Source organism: Emticicia agri, assembly GCF_004168285.1.
In the GTDB taxonomy this organism is placed as follows: Bacteria; Bacteroidota; Bacteroidia; order Cytophagales; family Spirosomataceae; genus Emticicia; species Emticicia agri.
Genome location: NZ_SEWF01000076.1, coordinates 1 through 17,740, shown reverse-complemented (window position 1 = coordinate 17,740; position 17,740 = coordinate 1). Strand labels below are relative to the sequence as shown.

The 17,740-nt window shown below is 36.6% G+C and carries 13 protein-coding genes; 12 read left to right on the top strand and 1 reads right to left on the bottom strand.

Translation table 11 applies throughout. The features are described 5' to 3' along the window. The first annotated feature begins 457 nt into the window (after positions 1–457). The 12 genes from EWM59_RS25805 to EWM59_RS25750 all read left to right on the top strand — a co-directional run bounded on the left by EWM59_RS25805 (position 458) and on the right by EWM59_RS25750 (position 17,018). Complete coding sequence (locus EWM59_RS25805; RefSeq protein WP_130024113.1) at positions 458–3,877, top strand: helicase-related protein; 3,420 nt, start codon at positions 458–460, stop codon at positions 3,875–3,877. Between the two features lie 20 nt (positions 3,878–3,897). Beyond that, positions 3,898–4,914, top strand: coding sequence for a hypothetical protein (locus EWM59_RS25800; RefSeq protein WP_130024112.1), 1,017 nt, complete (start codon positions 3,898–3,900; stop codon positions 4,912–4,914). A gap of 281 nt (positions 4,915–5,195) precedes the next feature. Next, entirely contained in the window at positions 5,196–6,185 is a 990-nt protein-coding gene (locus tag EWM59_RS25795; protein WP_130024111.1) for a type IV toxin-antitoxin system AbiEi family antitoxin, read from the top strand. Next, on the top strand, positions 6,163–7,020 hold the full coding sequence (locus tag EWM59_RS25790) for a hypothetical protein (protein WP_130024114.1): 858 nt from the start codon (positions 6,163–6,165) through the stop codon (positions 7,018–7,020). The genes EWM59_RS25795 and EWM59_RS25790 overlap by 23 nt, the downstream gene beginning before the upstream one ends. Continuing rightward, on the top strand, positions 7,017–10,142 hold the full coding sequence (locus tag EWM59_RS25785; protein ID WP_130024110.1) for a DUF1156 domain-containing protein: 3,126 nt from the start codon (positions 7,017–7,019) through the stop codon (positions 10,140–10,142). The genes EWM59_RS25790 and EWM59_RS25785 overlap by 4 nt, the downstream gene beginning before the upstream one ends. Positions 10,143–10,147: 5 nt before the next feature. Further along, positions 10,148–13,438, top strand: a complete 3,291-nt coding sequence (locus tag EWM59_RS25780) for a DUF499 family protein (RefSeq protein WP_130024109.1) — start codon at positions 10,148–10,150, stop codon at positions 13,436–13,438. A 482-nt stretch (positions 13,439–13,920) separates the two neighbouring features. Further along, the gene (locus EWM59_RS25775) at positions 13,921–14,610 is read left to right on the top strand and encodes a hypothetical protein (RefSeq protein ID WP_130024108.1); all 690 of its coding nucleotides are present in this window, start codon (positions 13,921–13,923) and stop codon (positions 14,608–14,610) included. A gap of 271 nt (positions 14,611–14,881) precedes the next feature. After that, a complete protein-coding gene (locus EWM59_RS25770) occupies positions 14,882–15,229 on the top strand; it encodes a helix-turn-helix domain-containing protein (RefSeq protein WP_130024107.1) in 348 nt (115 codons plus the stop codon). A gap of 56 nt (positions 15,230–15,285) precedes the next feature. Continuing rightward, positions 15,286–15,990, top strand: a complete 705-nt coding sequence (locus EWM59_RS25765; protein WP_130024106.1) for a hypothetical protein — start codon at positions 15,286–15,288, stop codon at positions 15,988–15,990. 49 nt (positions 15,991–16,039) lie between these two features. Next, a complete protein-coding gene (locus EWM59_RS25760) occupies positions 16,040–16,222 on the top strand; it encodes a hypothetical protein (protein WP_130023084.1) in 183 nt (60 codons plus the stop codon). Positions 16,223–16,352: 130 nt separating this feature from the next. Then, entirely contained in the window at positions 16,353–16,778 is a 426-nt protein-coding gene (locus tag EWM59_RS25755) for a hypothetical protein (RefSeq protein ID WP_130024105.1), read from the top strand. Positions 16,779–16,784: 6 nt separating this feature from the next. Further along, complete coding sequence (locus EWM59_RS25750) at positions 16,785–17,018, top strand: hypothetical protein (RefSeq protein ID WP_130023086.1); 234 nt, start codon at positions 16,785–16,787, stop codon at positions 17,016–17,018. Positions 17,019–17,286: 268 nt separating this feature from the next. Here the strand turns inward: EWM59_RS25750 and EWM59_RS25745 are convergent. Beyond that, positions 17,287–17,740: integrase core domain-containing protein (locus EWM59_RS25745; protein WP_229239419.1), on the bottom strand; the 454-nt coding region annotated here is incomplete at its 5' end.

The window sequence follows — 17,740 nt, the reverse complement described above, 5'->3', positions numbered from 1 at the left end:
TCCCCCGCTAAAGCTGCTTCCAGAAAATGTCGCTTCGGCGATCCGATTCATCAATGGCGCAAAAATCCCTTTCTCTCCACTAAAAGGTTTACCAGCATACATGCCGGCAATTGCTTGCTTTTTGAACTCTTCAAAATCAAATTCTTCTTTCTCTTCCATAAAAAAAACTGTGTTTAAAGTAAAATTAACATTTTAACTAAATTTTACCTTGACACAGTTTAATTTACAGTCTCTCTTGACCTGTTGTTTCTGTTGTTTCGTTTGATAGAAAACCTTATAAGTGAAGAGATTGGATTGAGACAACTAAGGCGACTTCTCCAAAGCTAGCGCTTTTAATATAGAAAACCTTATAAGTGAAGAGATTGGATTGGGGCTTTTTATACGATGATGTTGCCTAAGCACCAGAATTAAGGATATTTTTCTATATTTGCTATACGTGATTTAAAAAAGTCCTTAGATGCCTATTCAGCCCAATCAAATAGTTAAAAACCTGATTCCTTCCGAACCTGTTCTTATTAATCAGATTCAACCATTAGGAACAATGGTAAATCTAAAATATACAGGTATCAATTCTAACAAAGTCAATTCGAAAGTTATACCACTTGCTGATTTTGAAAAATTAGAAGTACTAACCGAAGAAGGCAATTTTAATTTCAAGGGTAATCCAACCAGGTTTGCTTTATTTGCAGAGGCCGAGCGTATTAATTCTGCCTATCAGTTTGACCCTCTTTTTGCTGTAAATTGTAGCATTGTTGACCCTCTGCCACATCAGGTAGAAGCAGTCTATAAGTTTCTTCTTCCATTACCTAAAATCAGATTTTTACTGGCTGACGATACCGGGGCAGGTAAAACCATCATGACAGGTCTTCTTATTAAAGAACTTATCATGCGCAATATCGTTGATCGTATTCTGATTGTTACCCCTGGTGGTTTAACCAAACAATGGCAGGAAGATGAAATGGGAGTCAAGTTTAATATTCCTTTTACGTTGGTTAATCGTAGTATTTTTTCCTCTGACCCTAATATTTTTCAGACGGCAAACCATATTGTTACCTCAATTGATTTTATCTCCCGTGAAGATGTACTGAATGTAGCCGGAAATTCTCATTGGGATTTAATTGTTTTCGACGAAAGCCATAAACTCTCTGCCTACGATTACGGCAGAAAACAATACCTTTCTCAACGATATAAAGCAGCACAAACGCTTTCGCAACAATGCGAACATATTCTGTTACTGACAGCCACACCACACCGTGGTAGAACAGACACCTTTAAAAAGTTATTGCAATTGCTCGATGAAGACATTTTTGCTACTAACGAAATAGCCTCAACCCGAATTAAGGAAATCGAATCCAATGGTATTAACAAGTTCTTTATCAGGCGTCTGAAAGAAGACATGAAAGACTGGGAAGGTAAACCTTTGTACAAACAACGTTTTACTAAAACCGTAGCTTATGAGTTAACTCCTGAAGAAAAAGAACTGTATGATGAGGTAACAAAATACCTTTCAAAGCAAAAAGAAGAAGCCTCTGAATCAAAAAATATCCATGTTTCATTGGCGCTTACGGTTATGCAACGCCGTTTGGTAAGTTCTATTTTTGCTATCAGAAATACACTTGAAAAACGCTGGCGGGCCTTGCAAGGAATTGTAGATGAGGTGAATAAAAACCCTAATCTATGGAGCCAGCGCCACAAGATTGAAGAGTTTGATGTAGATAATATTGATGATTACGAAGAACTGGACGATGATGAGCGCGAGGCACTGGAAAATATTCTGGCTGATCCACGAAAATTCAAGCTATTTACCACGGCCAAAAGTCTTGTTGAGATACAACAAGAAGCCGCAGAAGTAAAAAGGCTCTTCGAAATGGCTCATTCGCTCTACACCAGAAATCAGGAAGAGAAAAAGTTTCAACAATTGCAAGAACTCCTTACTTCAAATGGTGTACTTGACAATAATGAGAAACTGGTAATTTTTACTGAACACAAAGACACTCTTATATACCTCGAAAAAAGATTATCTGCCAGTGGAGGCTACAACGTAGTAACTATTCATGGCGGTAAAACCGTTGATGAACGCCGTAAAGCTCAATGGGATTTTGCCCGCACTGATACACAAATACTTATTGCTACCGATGCTGCGGGCGAGGGGATTAACCTGCAATTTTGTCGTTTACTGATTAACTGGGACATTCCCTGGAATCCTAATAGATTAGAACAACGGATGGGACGTATCCACCGCTATGGACAAAAACAAGATGTGCTTGTTTTTAATATGGTGGCAAGTAATACAAAAGAAGGAAATGTTTTGCAGCGTTTACTAATCAAGCTCGATATTATCCGCGAAGGCATAGGAGACGACCGTGTATATGATGTGATTCAGGACGTGCTGGAAGATGTTCAACTCAATTCTATTATTGATTCGGTTTTTAATGGCAAACAAACAGAGCTTGATACCTTTCTGGCACAAGACGAAGAACAACTGAAAATCAGATTCCAGCAAAAAATAAAAGACCAGAAAAACAAGCTTGCCCATAGCCGTGTAGATTTCAGAGATGCCCGGACACTTAAAGAAAATTCTGACGAAAAACGCTTGCAGCCTATTTATATCAGGTTATTCTTTGAGAAAGCCTTTAAGTATCTGGGAGGACAGTTTGTGGAAATCAGAAATTCCATTTATCGTATTGAAAAACTACCCGATGAAGTTTCACAAACCTTGCGGTTCGATTATAATATTTATGCTGATGCCATCAGAAATATTAATTTTTGCTTCGATAAACAGATATTTCTTGACTATCAGAATGTAGGCGATTTAGGGATTGTACATTATATTAACCCGGGAAATCCTATTTTCGATAGTTTAATCAAAGTAGTTCGTCAGAAGTTCAGAGAAGATATGCTCAAAGGCACTATTCTGATTTCTCCTGACGATAAAGCAGATTTTTTTGCCTTTTTTGTAAAATCTCAGATTATTGATAATCGCCCAAGCAAGAAAGATGATAGTGTAGCCGATGAACGCCTGTTGATGGTTTGTCAAGCTAAAGAGGGCGATTTTAGTATTACCTCTCCGGCAAAATTTCTTGACCTCCATCCGCCTACTACCTTCGCCAAACCTATTGAGCCGCCTGCAATAGTAAATCAGGAAGCAGTAGTTGAATGGAGTTTTGTGAATATTACCCAACAACAGTTTGAAGATACCCGAATACATGTTGAAAAAGATGCTGCCGACCGTAAATCTTACCTTGAATCGGCTTTTACACAAATCATTGTAGAAATTCAGGCTGAAATTCAGGAACTCCAGACAAAACTGATGTTAGGCGATTGGCGGGTACAAGAAAAAATACAAAAGAAAGAAGAGCGGTTAAAAGAACTTATTCTCAAAAAACAAACTCGGTTAGCTAATCTTGAACTCATGACTCAATTAAGCCCTAAAGCACCCGATGTTTTAGGCTGTGCGTATGTTATACCACTCAATCAGGTTGAATATCTGGGGCATTATGGCATGAGTCGTGATGATGAGGCAGAAGCCATTGCTATGCAGACAGCCATTGATTACGAACGTAGTGTAGGCTGGAAACCCACTGATGTATGTAGTGAAAATAGAGGTTATGATATTTATAGTGTAAGCCCTGAAGAACTTAAAAGATATATTGAGGTGAAAGGGCGTAGCGGTGCTGATGGTAGTGTAATGCTGAGCGAAAACGAAAAAAGCCGTTTAGAGCAATTAGGCGATACCGCCTGGCTCTATATTGTTATTAACTGCAAAAGCAAACCTGAACTGCATCGTATTCAGAACCCTTTTAAAAATCTGAATTTTGAGTTAAGGTCAAAAGGGGTGCAATACTTTCTGCCTATGAACGAATGGAAATCTAAATAACTGCTGACTATCATAAACCTATGAGCCAACCAATCTCTTTATTTGCTAATTACAGCCAATCCGAAAATTTGCTTACCAACCATTGCGGCCTGATTATGAAAATGCTTTATGAAGAAAGCCCAAGGTTGTTTCAGGAGTTGCTGGCTAATCTGACCGATGCACAAACCCCTGTAATTATTGGCCCCATTTTTACACAGCAAGCACGAAAACAACAGAGTATTCCCGATTTATTGATTGAGCAAGCCTCTTTTGCCATCTTTTTTGAAGTAAAGGAAACCAACTGGTTTTATGACGACCAACTCATTCGGCATATAAATAGTTTTGAAATAAATACAAAGACAAAAATTTTGTTTATGTTGAGTGATTTCAATGAAGATAGCCCTACTGCCGAAATGAAAGAAAGCGTTAAAAAAGCCCAGGAGAGTGGGGTAATCTTACAACACCTTACTTTTGAAAGATTGACAGATTCATTAACTGAAATAACCCGTAATACAAGGTTAGCATCAGTAGCACAGGAATTTAACGATTTCCTGAGCGCAAACAATTATCTACCTAAATGGAAATACCTGCTTGATGCTGTAAATATCTCCCGGACATCTGACGAAATCGCCGATAATGTTTATATGTGCCCTGATTTGGGTGGGGCCTACAAACACCAGAAAGCAAAATACTTTGGGGTTTATAATAATAAAAGAGTGAATGCTATTCACGAAATCAGAGCTGTAGTTTTAGTAGAAAAAGATTTCAACCAGACAAAAATCAGTTGGAATATCAGCGGAGAGCCTGCTGAGCAACTGATAACCGAGGCTTTGGAGCATATCAGAAAAAGACCAGGCCGAACTGCTGAAATTACACAATTTGGCTTACAGGTATTTTTGTTAGGCCAAGGCCATATAACTGAGTTTATTAAAGATAGCCCCGGCGGGATGTATCAGTCTAAAAAATATTTCAGAGAAATTGCGGCGGTTTTAAAAGTTGATACTGCTAAAGATTTGGCCAGGGAACTTAAAGGTAAAAAATGGAGTGAATTTAAATAAATGGGGGCTTCGGCTAAGAGTATGTTTAAATTTTGTTTTTCTGACCGAAAGAAATAGATTTTTTAGATAGGCAAGGCGCATTTTGCAGATGTAGCCGGCAGCTACATCGAAAAAATGCAACGCAACATAGCTGAAAAAGATTTTCTTGAAGGTCGAAAAATGAATTTTAAACATACTCTAAATATTATCTTAAATAGTTTTGGAAGTCTATGAATAAAATCTCTATTTTGTTTACAAATTATATATGTTTACGTTTTCGTAAACAAAAATATTAAGTAAACATGACGAAAGAACAAATTGTACAGCAAGCCTTAGAAAATTTTCAGATAGCCACACAAATACAGGCTTTTTGGAATAGCAACGGTATGGAACAGTTAGATGGGAAACTCCGTTTAAAAATAGAAGATGAAATTTTTGATTTCAATGTCGAAATCAAAAATGAATTAAGAGGACATATTCTACCAAAAATATTTGAATTTAATCAAAAATATCAACCCTTTTTATTAATAGCGTATAGAATTTACCCTGAAATAAAAAAACAACTCCGTGAATATAACATAGCATATATAGAAGCAAACGGAAATTTTTATTTTAGAGATAGAAATAAATGGTTCTGGATTGAGTCTAATACACCTCTGAAAGTAGAACAGGATAATAGAAACAGAGCGTTTACTAAAACCGGACTAAGAGTTTTGTTTGAGTTTTTAAATAATCCACAACTAATTAATCAAACCTATCGCCAGATAGCAGAGTATACAGGTACTTCTATAGGTAATATAACCCATATTATGAATGGATTGAAAGAAGAAAACTTAATTCTTTCAATTGATAAAAATACTTTCAAGATACAGGATTATCAGAAAGTGCTCATTAAATGGGCAGAGGCCTATCAGTATAATCTGAAACCCTTGCTAAAGTTAGGCACTTTCCGGTTCCTGAAAGAGAATGATTTTTATAATTGGCAACAAGTTGATTTAAAAAAGAATATAACACTGTGGGGGAGTGAGCCAGCAGGTGATATACTGACTAATTATCTGAATCCTTCCGAACTAACCATTTATACTGAAGAGAGCCGAAGTGACCTGATGAAAAACTATAAGTTGGTACCAGATGCTAATGGTAGGGTACAGGTCTACCAAAAATTCTGGAAATCATACCCTGATGAATTAACAGTGCCTCCTGTATTGGTATATGCCGACTTAGTTAATCAAAATGATAGAAGATGCACAGAAACAGCAGAAAAAATCTATGAGCAATACCTACAAAATTGACTATACACAAATTAGACAGCGTCCACAAATAAGTACAATGCTTGATGCTTTAGAACGTGGGTTGGCCAATTTTGAGATAGATTTTTATCTGGTGGGAGCGGTGGCAAGAGATGTATGGATGAATGCTATCAATCAGACAGAGCCCAGGCGAGCTACCAAAGACATTGATTTTGCAGTATTTATTAAAAATACAGAATCGTATACGCAGCTAAAAGATTATTTAATTCAGAATGAAGGGTTTGCACCATACAGAGGCAATGATTTTGTCTTAATCTGGAATAATTCTCTACAAGTTGATTTACTACCCTTTGGTGAAATCGAAGACGTTGATGGTAGAGTTACAACAAACGGGGTTGGCCTGGCAAGTATATCAATGCCAGGATTCAGAGAGATTTATGAAACAGGCTTACCTGAATTGACACTTGATAATACGCATACTTTTAAGTTTTGTACACTACCTGGAATTGTTCTATTGAAACTCATTGCATTTGATGACAGACCTGAAGCCCGGCGCGATGATATTAAAGACATTAGCGACATCCTCAAGCATTTCTTTGATATGTATGCCGAGGAAATATATGAAAATCATAATGAGTTATTTGAAGACGCCAATGATAACCTCATGCACATTGCTGCCCAGGTATTAGGCAGAGAAATAAAGAAAATAACTTATAGAAATCCGACACTTAATCAACGGGTGGATAATATTCTTATGAATAATACTAATACGCTTGAAAATAGCCGCATAGGGCAGATTATGGTGGAGTATTTTAATAACACAGTAGAAGAAAATGTGCTACTACTCAGGTACCTATTAAAAGGATTTACAGAATGATACAAGCTAAAAAACTAATAGAAGTAGCGATGCCGATAAAAGAAATATCGGCCGAAAGTGTGAGAGATAAATCAATCAGACATGGGCATATCAGTACCCTGCATTTATGGTGGGCACGCCGCCCGTTACCTGTGTGCCGTGCCGTAGTATTTGCCAGCCTTGTGCCTGACCCTCTCGACCCCAATTGTCCTCCGGCCTTTCGTGAGGCAGTTGAATTGCTATTAGGTAGCCCCGAAAAGCCTTTAACAGAACCCGATATAATAGTTGATGCCTACAAACCCTATAAGGATATCCCCTGGACTGCCGTACATGACCCTATGGAAGATAACCTGCGCAACAGGCTACAGATGTTTATAGGCAAATTTACTGAAGACATGCAACAGGCTATGCTACATAACAAGCCAATGCCTGGGGCTGGCAAACAATTGAGCGATTATAGCCTGATTAAATGGGATAATAAAAACAACGAAAAAATTATTAACAAGGCCCGGAAACTGATTTTCGTAGCGCATAATAGCCGTTCTGCTCAACATAATGCCATGAGTCTGCTGGCTGAGTTTGATACGCTTTATGCAGCCATTAAAAAGGCTGAAAAGGAACTCTATAGCCTGCCGGACAGACACCTTGATACAGAGGAATGCCAGATAAAAACCGCAGCCTTACAGACAGCCTTAGATACCTTCCTCGACCGTATGCCCAAGGTATTTGACCCTTTTGCCGGAGGAGGAGCCATACCGCTTGAAGCAGCCCGTTTAGGTTGCCGCAGTTATGGCAACGATATTAACCCGGTAGCGCATATTATACAAAAGGGTAGCCTTGAGTTTCCACAGAAATATGGCAAGCCGATTACCTATAGCAAAGAAGAGTTTATTAAACTCTATGGAAAAGAAACTTTTGAGAAACAACCTCACGACCAGAAGATATATGTAAAAGGAGAAGTAACAGCTATCAAGATACCAAACCGACTAAGTTTTGACGTTGAGTTTTATGCCAAAAAACTATTAGCCGAAACCGAAAAAGAGATTGGTCATTTGTACCCCAGTACCAAAAAACTGGTAAAAAAAGGCAAGAACCAGATAGAAGAAGAAGTAAAACCCATTGCCTATTACTGGGCAAGAGTAGGCAATTGCTCAAACCCTTCATGCCGGGCAGAAGTGCCTTTGCTGAAACAATTTTATCTGGCCAATACTAACTCAAAACAAGTATATCTAAACCCAATCATTACTGATAGGCAAATTGATTTTGAAATAAAAACAGGGAAATATGACACTAAAGGTTGGCTAGATAAAGCTTTGACCTGCCCCTGCTGTAATTCTGTTACTTCTATAAAAGAGTTGAAGGAACAAGCTAAAAATAATCAATTAAGTGAGAGACTAATATCTGTTATATCAGAGGGAGACTCTGGGAAAGACTATCGTTTCCCTACTAATGAAGAGAAAGAGATCGCAAGGATAGAGGTAAATTTACTAGACCCACTAATTATTCCTAATGAAATAATGAAAGAAATACCTGATATGGTAAGTGGAAGAGGATGGGGTATTAATAAATGGTCTCAATTATTTTCTCACCGCCAACTTTATACCATACAAACTCTAATCAAAAGCTTGTATAATATTAAATCAACACTAAATGGTGCTTATGAGAATAACTACACTATTGGGTTATTTACTTATTTAAGTTTATGGCTGGATAGAGGCTTTGTAATAAGTACTACATTCGGTAGATGGGACGTTTCAAGAGAAAATGTACAAAGTCCTTTTTCCAAACAAGCAATACCTATGATTTTTGACTACCCTGAAGCTAATCTACTTGGCAGTACTACTGGTAGTTTAAATAATCAATTAGAATGGGTATTGCGGTATATTGAATCTGAGAATTCTTATCCATTTTCGGTTCAATTGAATAATGCAAGTAGTGGAGACAAGTCGCAATTTCCTGATAAGTATTTAACGGCAGTTATTACAGACCCACCTTATTATGATGCTATAGCTTATGCCGATTTATCAGATTTCTTTTATGTTTGGCTCAAACGTACTTTAGGCGATGTTTATCCATTGAATTTTGCAACCCCACAAACTCCTAAAGCCGAAGAGTGTACTGCGCTTAAACACCATCATAATGATAGTAAAATTGAAGCAAAAGAACATTTTGAAAATAAGCTAACTCAGATTTTCGATGCTATTGAACATCAAACTTCTGATATTGTTAGTATCATGTTTGCCCACCAGAGTACCGAAGCCTGGACTACCTTATGTAACTCAATTCTTGGCGCAAGAATGAATATTACAGGCTCGTGGGCTGTAGATACCGAAATGGCTAACCGAAGCATTGGTTTAGCAGGTGCGGCTTTAGCGTCTTCTGTAACTGTATCTTGTCGTCCATCTGTTCAGGAGGGCTACGGAAATTATCGCACGGTCAAGCGAGCCATTGAGGTTACAGTTGAGCGTGAAGTAGAACAACTCTACCGTTTAGGTTTTCGAGGAGCCGATTTGCTGACGGCTTGTTTTGGGCAGGCAGTATCTGAGTTTGGCAAATATAAAAGTGTAGAGAAAGCAGATGGGAGTGAGGTCTCAGTAGCCGAATTACTTGAAATGGCGCGCGAGGCGGCCTTCAATGCGTTATTAAAAGGTTTCGATGGCGACGACCAGACCAAATTTTACATTGGCTGGTTGCAACTCTATGGCTTTGCTGAGTCAGACTTTGATGATGCTGCCAAATTCAGTCGTGTAGGGCTAACCATCAATGTCAATGAGCTATTTACCGAGCATTTATTGATCAAAAAAGGTAATAAGCAGATATTAGGTAACTACACTGATCGGATAGCCCTGAATAAGCGCTTAGGCGAAAACAAAAGCAGTACATTGATTGACAAAGTGCACAAAGCCATGTATCTTTATCAAGGTACTAATCGCTCAGAGCTTTTAGAACATATTGCCTCAGTGGCTGATTCAGCCGATAAACCTTTCTGGAGGGTACTTACCTCATTGTTAGAGTTATTACCAGCAGGCAGCAACGACCACAAACAGGCATCAGGCTTATTAAGTAACCGCGATAGCCTTATCAGAGAAAGTAAACAAGCCATTGAAAATAAAGGAATACAAACGAATTTATTTCAATCATAGTAATCATGAATATTGCTCAATCTAAAAGAGACAACCTTAACAAAGCATTAGGCTTTTTTATAGAAGCCTTCAGACCTTATATAGTTTCAGTTCTTCAGAAAGAATTTGGTGACAAATGGCCAGGAGAATATGCCAGAGCGGTATTATTGCCCGACCAAAAAACCAAATGGGACGAGGGATTGCGGAGTGGTAGCAAACCTATGGGGCTTTTAGATTATCCCCATTTTAAACATTTTGCTATTAAATTCAAAGACCTGCTCAGACCTGATTTTCAGAAAAAAGTCAGTGATTTGCCAAACTGGTTAGGCGAAATCTATGAAATCAGGAACAAAATGCATCATTACAACGAAGTAATAGAAGAAGATGATGCCACCAAGACCTGGATTCATATGCGTGGTATTGCCAGGATTCTGAAAATGACCGATCTGGAGGAAGAATTAACAAATTTGCAGGAATCGAAAGAACAAAAACCTGTTATAAAATCAGAAAACACGGCTATTACGTCTACAGGTCAGCAACCGTGGTTCAGAGTAGTGCAACCTCACCTGGACATCAGACAAGGCCGACTGGACGAATCGGTCTTTGCGGCTAATCTGGCAGAAGTAGCCTTGGGTAACGGACGGGAAATTTATAATAATCCGGTAATATTCTTCTCAAAGACCTATTTTACTGCTGGTCTAAAAAACATTGCTAAAACTGTTCTGAAAGGCTTGAATGGCAAAGAAGATGCAGAAAATAGAGTAATATCGTTACAAACAGGATTTGGAGGTGGCAAAACCCATACCTTAATTTCCCTTTTTCACCTTTGCCGTTGGGGGAAAGGAGCGGCGTCTTCTCCGTTTATGCAAGACATGCTGGCATTTACCGGCATGCCCGAATTTGAATCGGCCAATATTGCAGTCTTTACAAATACTACCAATGACGCTGCCAACGGACGGGTAGCTATTGATAAAGATGGTAGTAAAATTCATATACAAACGATATGGGGCGAACTGGCTTACCAGTTGGGTGGCAAAGAAGCCTACGAAATAGTAAGAAAGAATGATGAACAACTTATTGCACCCGCTGGTTTGTTTAAGCAAGTACTCGAAAAAAGTAAACCTGCGCTTATATTAATTGATGAATTGGCCGATTATTGTGTAAAAGCGGCTGCCCGCAAAAGTGGTAATAGTAGTCTGGCCGACCAGACTATCAGTTTTATGCAGGAACTGACTGAGGCCGTAGCCGGAACCAATAATTGTGTGGCTGTTATTACCCTGCCAGCCAGCCCGCAGGAAGTAGGCAATACGCCGGAGGCACAATCAATACTTAATAGCTTACAAAAAAGAGTGAGCCGTATTGGCGCAGATACACAACCGGTAGCCGATGATGAAATTTTTGAAGTAATACGGAGAAGATTATTTGAAGATATTGGTGATAAAACTGTGATTGAAGCCGTTGCCTCTAAATATGCTGACTTATACCAGCAATTCTCGACAGAATTACCTGCCCATGCTGCCAAAGTTGAATATAAGCAACGTATTTTAAAGTCTTATCCGTTTCATCCGGACTTGATTGATATTTTCAGAATCCGCTGGGCCAGCCATCATGATTTTCAGAGAACCAGGGGCGTATTACGCTTACTGGCCTCTATCGTGAGTGATTTATGGAAAAGGCAGCAGTCATTGGTTGGTAATAACCTATTAATTCATTCAGGGGTAGTAAATTTTGCTAATCTTGATGCCATGAGCGGCCAATTGAAAAAACTCTATGGCAATGGATATGATGCCGTTATTACTGCTGATGTAGCAGGAGCAGCCTCAAATGCGTTCAAAATTGATACTAACAAAAGAGAATATGGACAATGGTATCTGACACAGTCTATTGCTTCTGTTATTCTTATGAACTCTTTTGGTAGCGATGGGGCTAATAAAGGTATTTCAGTAGCAGAGTTGAAACTGCATTTACTGACCCCCGAAGGATTTAATCATAATAATATCAATGGGGCATTGAACGAACTGGAAAGTGTTGCCCATTATTTATATTATGCGCAGTCAGGAGGCGCTGGCAAACGTTATTGGTTTCATACGAAGCCAAATATTAATATTCTGATTAATCAGGCCAAAGGAGATATAAAAGATACCGGTGTATCAGCCGAGATAATTAAAAGAATTGAAGAGAAACGAAAATATATTCAATTTTTTAATGTGCTGGTAAACCCTTCGGAAGATATTCCCGAACAACAAAAACCAACACTGATTATTTTAGGGCCTAATCATTTAGCCAGTCCCAACCAGATAAATGGACATACCAAACCATTAATAGAAAAAATAGCTACCAAAAAAGGGAATAGTGAGCGGGTTTACCGCAATACCATTTTGTTTCTGTTATGTTCCGAATTGGGTATTGGTCAATTGAACTCAAATATCAGCGAATATCTGGCTTGTCAGAAGATAAACCAGGATTATCAGGGGCAACTGGAGAAAGACCAGAAAGACGATTTAAGAAGACGGATGGAGGAAGCCTCAAAACAATCGGAAACCGCTTTAGTGGCAGCCTATTCTATTGCTGTGAAGTATTCAGTCAAAAATGGTATAGATAAACTGGTTATCAAGCAATTTAAAGATAACTTAGAAAACCAGATTAATCATACACTACTTTCAGAGCTAAAAGAAGAAGAATGGTTACTTGAATCAGTAGGTTTAGGGACACTTCGCAATAATCAGCTTTTACCTACTCCAGAACTATCAATCAAAGCCAAAGATGTATATGAGGCTTTTATTCGTTTTGACGATAAACCTATGATAATAGGCATAGAAGCTGTTCAGAAGAGCCTTTTAAGATATTGTCTTAATAACGAGTTCTGTATTGCAAGTGGTGATGGAATCAACTTTACAAAATTCTATTTAGGAGAAAATGTTCCGTTTTTTGACTTAACTGACACTACTTACTGGTTGGTTGATAAAACACTAAAGCCACAGCCTCAGGCAACTCCACAAGTGGAGCCGGCAATTCCTCAAAATCCTGATACTGTTGTAGCAGAGCCAACTATAGCACAACCAGGTAATGTTGCACCACAGCCCTTACCTACTCAGAAATCTATAAAATCAGTAACTATCTCTGGTAAAGTTCCTTTCGAAAATTATACGCAATTATTTACGAGCTTTATTATGCCATTAGCCCAGAATAATGTTGAGATAGAAATCAGGATAAAAGGGAAGTCAACCAATGCGAAGCCTTTGTCTGAGAGCAGTCAGGAATATAAAATTGTGAAAGAATCGGCTAAACAATTAGGTTTAAATTTTGAGGAGGAGTAAAAAAACTTTAAACCAATTCATCTGGTTGCATAATGAATAAGCAACAGGGAAGACATAATACATTCACAGCTAATACCTGCATTTTTATTTTATAGCGCGAAAAAGGCTCAAATCTATGCACTTAATAACGATTATGAAAAGTTTCTCAATATTTTGCTTTTCAGCCAAGGAGTTAAAAAAGGATAATCAAAATAGTAAATACTGATAGCAATTTTCAAAGTATTGACGAAAAAATTGAAGGGGAGATTTAAGCAAAGTGTTATAACGAAATATCAAGCAAAAATTATGTTACTAACTGAACAAGACTTTGAAAAAAATCAAGATCTATTTTGGGAATACATGGTGGCAGATACAAATATAAAAAAGAAATTTAGTGAAATAAGCCATTTACCCAGAGAGCAACAACTTAACTTTTACGAAAAGATATTTCAATCTATATCGAATTAGGAAATAAAGTACATAAGCTATTAGAAAATATTGCTTTGGATTTAACTCTATTAGAATACGTAAAGAGAATAGCTATAAAGTCAGACTTAATCTATTCTGAAAAATTTCACCCACTTTTTTTGAACTTTCAAAAGAAGATAAATGACTCAGAGTATTTTGGTTTAAAAAAGGAAGATATATTCTTTTCAGAAACAGCAAGTTGGAAAAGACAACTTGAAAATGAAAGAAGTATTCTTTTACTTCAAATAGGTAATGAAAAATTAAGAGATATTTTAAAAAAGATAGAGTTTTATAGCATAATGTTGGATTTAAACACAGATGCTTCAAAAGATATTAATGAAAGATATAATCATTTTATTAATCCTACGCCTAATGATTTTACAGAAGCTGATATGAGACCTATGTCTTCTGATAGCAATGAGTTTGAGAAAGATATGCAAAGGATTAGTCTACTAAACGATAAATTTTCATTATTTATAAAATTAGTTTCACAAGAACTTTTATTGCTAAGTTTTCAAAAAGAATATTTTGAAAAAATGAAAAGTATGAAAACATCCTTCTCAAATGAAGTTCAAACAAAAGAACCTGGTAAAGAATTTACTAAGGCAAGACAAGTATTGGCAATATATTATTTATTAGAAGTTTTAGGATTTGAAGCTGAATTTAAAAATAAGACTGATGTTGCACATTTAATACATCTTTTAGGTGCGGTCGACTTACCGTAAAGTGGAAAATTAGATGATTCGAGTATTTATCTAAAAGTGAAGAATATATTTAAATCTAATGAAAAATTTGCGTTGCAGGATATTGATTTCGTTTTAAGCATATTTAATAAAATTAAAAGTAGTGGTTCTGAGGGGATCAATAAAATTATTGGTTTGATAGAAAATGATAAAAAAAACGCAAAAAAGTAATAAAGTCGGATAATCCGATCCCCTATCCGTCATTATAAAAACCATAAATATTTGTTTTCGAAATCGGACAATATAAACCGATATGTCTAAAACATTTATGGAAATTATAATCACAACTTCAATCGAACTATCAAGGATAGTTCAGAATGCAATTCGTACAGTTTTAACTGAACATTCTTCAAAAAATAGTGAGAGTTCAACTATCAATGAGTTTCTTTCTATCAATGAAGCTGCTAATTTTCTCAAAATTCCAAAAGCCTCTCTTTATCAGCTTACCTCCAAGCGTGAAATTTCATTTATGAAACGCAGCCGAAGAATTTTTTTTAAAAAATCAGACCTTGAATTATGGCTTGAAGGAGGTCGTAAAAAAACTCGTTCTGAAATGGAACAAGAGGCTCTATCTGAACTTTCAAAACCCAAAAGAAAATGAAAGGAGAAACACCAAAATGTTCTCAAAGTAACGAGGTGTTATTTTGGGAACATATTTTGGAAAAGAACCTCCAGAATATCGACAAAATTCTTGCTAAAAAACAAGCATATCTGGTTAAACTAACCTATCTCTCATTAGATTCTCTAATAGAAACTAATGCCAGACACATTCAGTTACTCGAAAATGAAATTGGTGCATTTGTGGAGTGCAAAGAGACTATCAATAATCTTAAAATAGCTTATGTCTCAGCTACTATCAAGAATGCAGAACTATTGATTTTCTTTGTGATACATGAAAACCCAGGAAATGGAAGTGAAAAGGGTAGAGGACATTTAGGAACAGAGTTGAATAACAAGGCGAGCCAAGTAATGCAGATAGGCTTTGAAAAAGACAACAAAGGCAATGATACTGATTTGATACGTCTGAAGTGTTTGCATGCCCGAAGTACAAAGAAACTTGAACCTGTCTATTTAGAATATTCAGAAGAAGCCAAGGGATTAGTATTAGCCTCAAGTGATTTTGTAGCCGAAAGAATGGCACAAAAAAAAGAGAAGGCAACTTTAGCAGAGATACAATCATGGATTCAGGAAAACATGGGTGCTGAGATGAATAAAGAACATCTGATGAATAATCTGATAGCATATTTTGATTGCAGCAAAAGAACTGTTGAAGAACGCTTGAAGGAGTTAGTAGAAAGTAATTTCCTCACAAAAGAAAAGCATGGCAGAGAAGTGGTTTATGCGCTTACAATTCCCTTCTAAACAATGTTTGCAATTGCAAATGTCAATCAAAATTAAAATTTAAGAAACGATGAGAACAAAATATAAGACCTCAACTCGTTCGGCCTTGGCAGAACAATACAAAGTAAGTTTACCGACCTTCAGAAAATGGTTGATGAGGATTCCTGATTTAGAGTTATCAGAGACTCAACGGACATTGACACCCAAACAAGTGGAGAAGATATGCACACATTTAGGAGAACCACCAGATTAAGTTGTATTAACCTAAAATAATTTGAATTAATGTGAGTTAACGGTGATTAACCTCAATTAACTGAAAAGCGGTTTCTTGAGGTTTCTTATTTTTGAGGTGTACTAAAACGAAAAATAATATGCACCCAACAATGAGAACAGGGAGAGCTTTGCAACTGGAAGAAATTGCAAACTCACCAAACAAGGTAACGTTAGGATTCAAGTGTAATGCTCAATTGAAGATTAGTTTGGCTATGGAAGCTCAGAATTATAGTATGAGCCTTTCAGAGTATGTAGAAACGCTTGTAGAGAATCGTCATGCACAGTCATCTCAACAGAATGTAGCATCCACACAAAGAACAAATGAAAGTGGTGAAATCTGGCAATTGACTAACCAGATTAAGGAATTGAAAGCGAAACTTGCTTTTTTCTATGAAGAACCTATAATGAAAAAAGCTTTTCAAGAAAGCAAGGGGAAGATTGTGCCATACATTGATAAAAACGGAATTCCTCGAAGAGATTCCATTATAACTATTGAGGATGTCTATAAGATTTTATTTAAAACCAATAAACTTTAATAAACCATGTTTCAACAAATAGAACAACCGTTTACAAGTGTGTCCTACACTGAGCCTTCATCATTAGAGTTTACCACAAATTATATGGAATATGATAAAAAAGAATCTAATAATTTAGGTTGGATACTTGCTCTTTTCCTAATCATCTGCGGAATTTTAGGATTTCTTATTTGGAAAATTAGAGATGAAAAAACAAAACAGCTTGAAATAGAGGAAGCTGAGTTGATTGAGGATACATAAAAGCAAATAAATCCGATATTATTCCAAAGCATCATGACTCAATAGTTGTGATGCTTTTTTTATGATGAATTTTAATAAGCAATGTTTAAAATTCAGTATTAGTAATTGCAATACAAAACGTTAATTCGAAATTGAATAGAAAAGAAGATAATACTAAAACTGATTCTATGTTTTTAAAAAAACTTTAATAAGGTAATTTTGTATTGCAAATTGTATTGCAACTTTTGATGTAATAGACAAGACTTAATCTGACAGAAGGGTGCTAAAATTAACTGTCAGATAGCATATTAATAGCATTCCAGTTAAACTCTGGATTAGATGACTGAACTGGCACTTCAGTCATTTTTTTATTGTCTTCTAAGATGTTTATTTTAAAGACCTCTTCCAAGAGCTTGTCTTTAGCTAACTGTAAACTATCCATAAAAGTTTGCATTGGTGTTTTACCATAGCAATATTTACCAGTATGAGTTCTCTGAGTATTATAATGATTCAGCCACGAATCTAAGTCTTTTTGTAGTTCTGATAAAGAATGATACAGTTTTTTACGAAAGGCAACCGCATAAAATTCATCCTGAATAGTACGATGGAAACGCTCGCATATACCATTAGTTTGAGGACTTTTGGCTTTAGTTTTAGTATGGTCAATATCTTCTATAGCCAAATATAATTGATATTCGTGTTGCTCCCTATTACCACAATATTCTGTACCCCTATCAGTTAAA

Coding starts and splice junctions, on each gene's coding strand:
- EWM59_RS25805 (WP_130024113.1), top strand. CDS start 458: ATGCCTATTCAGCCCAATCAAATAGTTAAAAACCTGATTCCTTCCGAA.
- EWM59_RS25800 (WP_130024112.1), top strand. CDS start 3,898: ATGAGCCAACCAATCTCTTTATTTGCTAATTACAGCCAATCCGAAAAT.
- EWM59_RS25795 (WP_130024111.1), top strand. CDS start 5,196: ATGACGAAAGAACAAATTGTACAGCAAGCCTTAGAAAATTTTCAGATA.
- EWM59_RS25790 (WP_130024114.1), top strand. CDS start 6,163: ATGAGCAATACCTACAAAATTGACTATACACAAATTAGACAGCGTCCA.
- EWM59_RS25785 (WP_130024110.1), top strand. CDS start 7,017: ATGATACAAGCTAAAAAACTAATAGAAGTAGCGATGCCGATAAAAGAA.
- EWM59_RS25780 (WP_130024109.1), top strand. CDS start 10,148: ATGAATATTGCTCAATCTAAAAGAGACAACCTTAACAAAGCATTAGGC.
- EWM59_RS25770 (WP_130024107.1), top strand. CDS start 14,882: ATGTCTAAAACATTTATGGAAATTATAATCACAACTTCAATCGAACTA.
- EWM59_RS25760 (WP_130023084.1), top strand. CDS start 16,040: ATGAGAACAAAATATAAGACCTCAACTCGTTCGGCCTTGGCAGAACAA.
- EWM59_RS25755 (WP_130024105.1), top strand. CDS start 16,353: ATGAGAACAGGGAGAGCTTTGCAACTGGAAGAAATTGCAAACTCACCA.
- EWM59_RS25750 (WP_130023086.1), top strand. CDS start 16,785: ATGTTTCAACAAATAGAACAACCGTTTACAAGTGTGTCCTACACTGAG.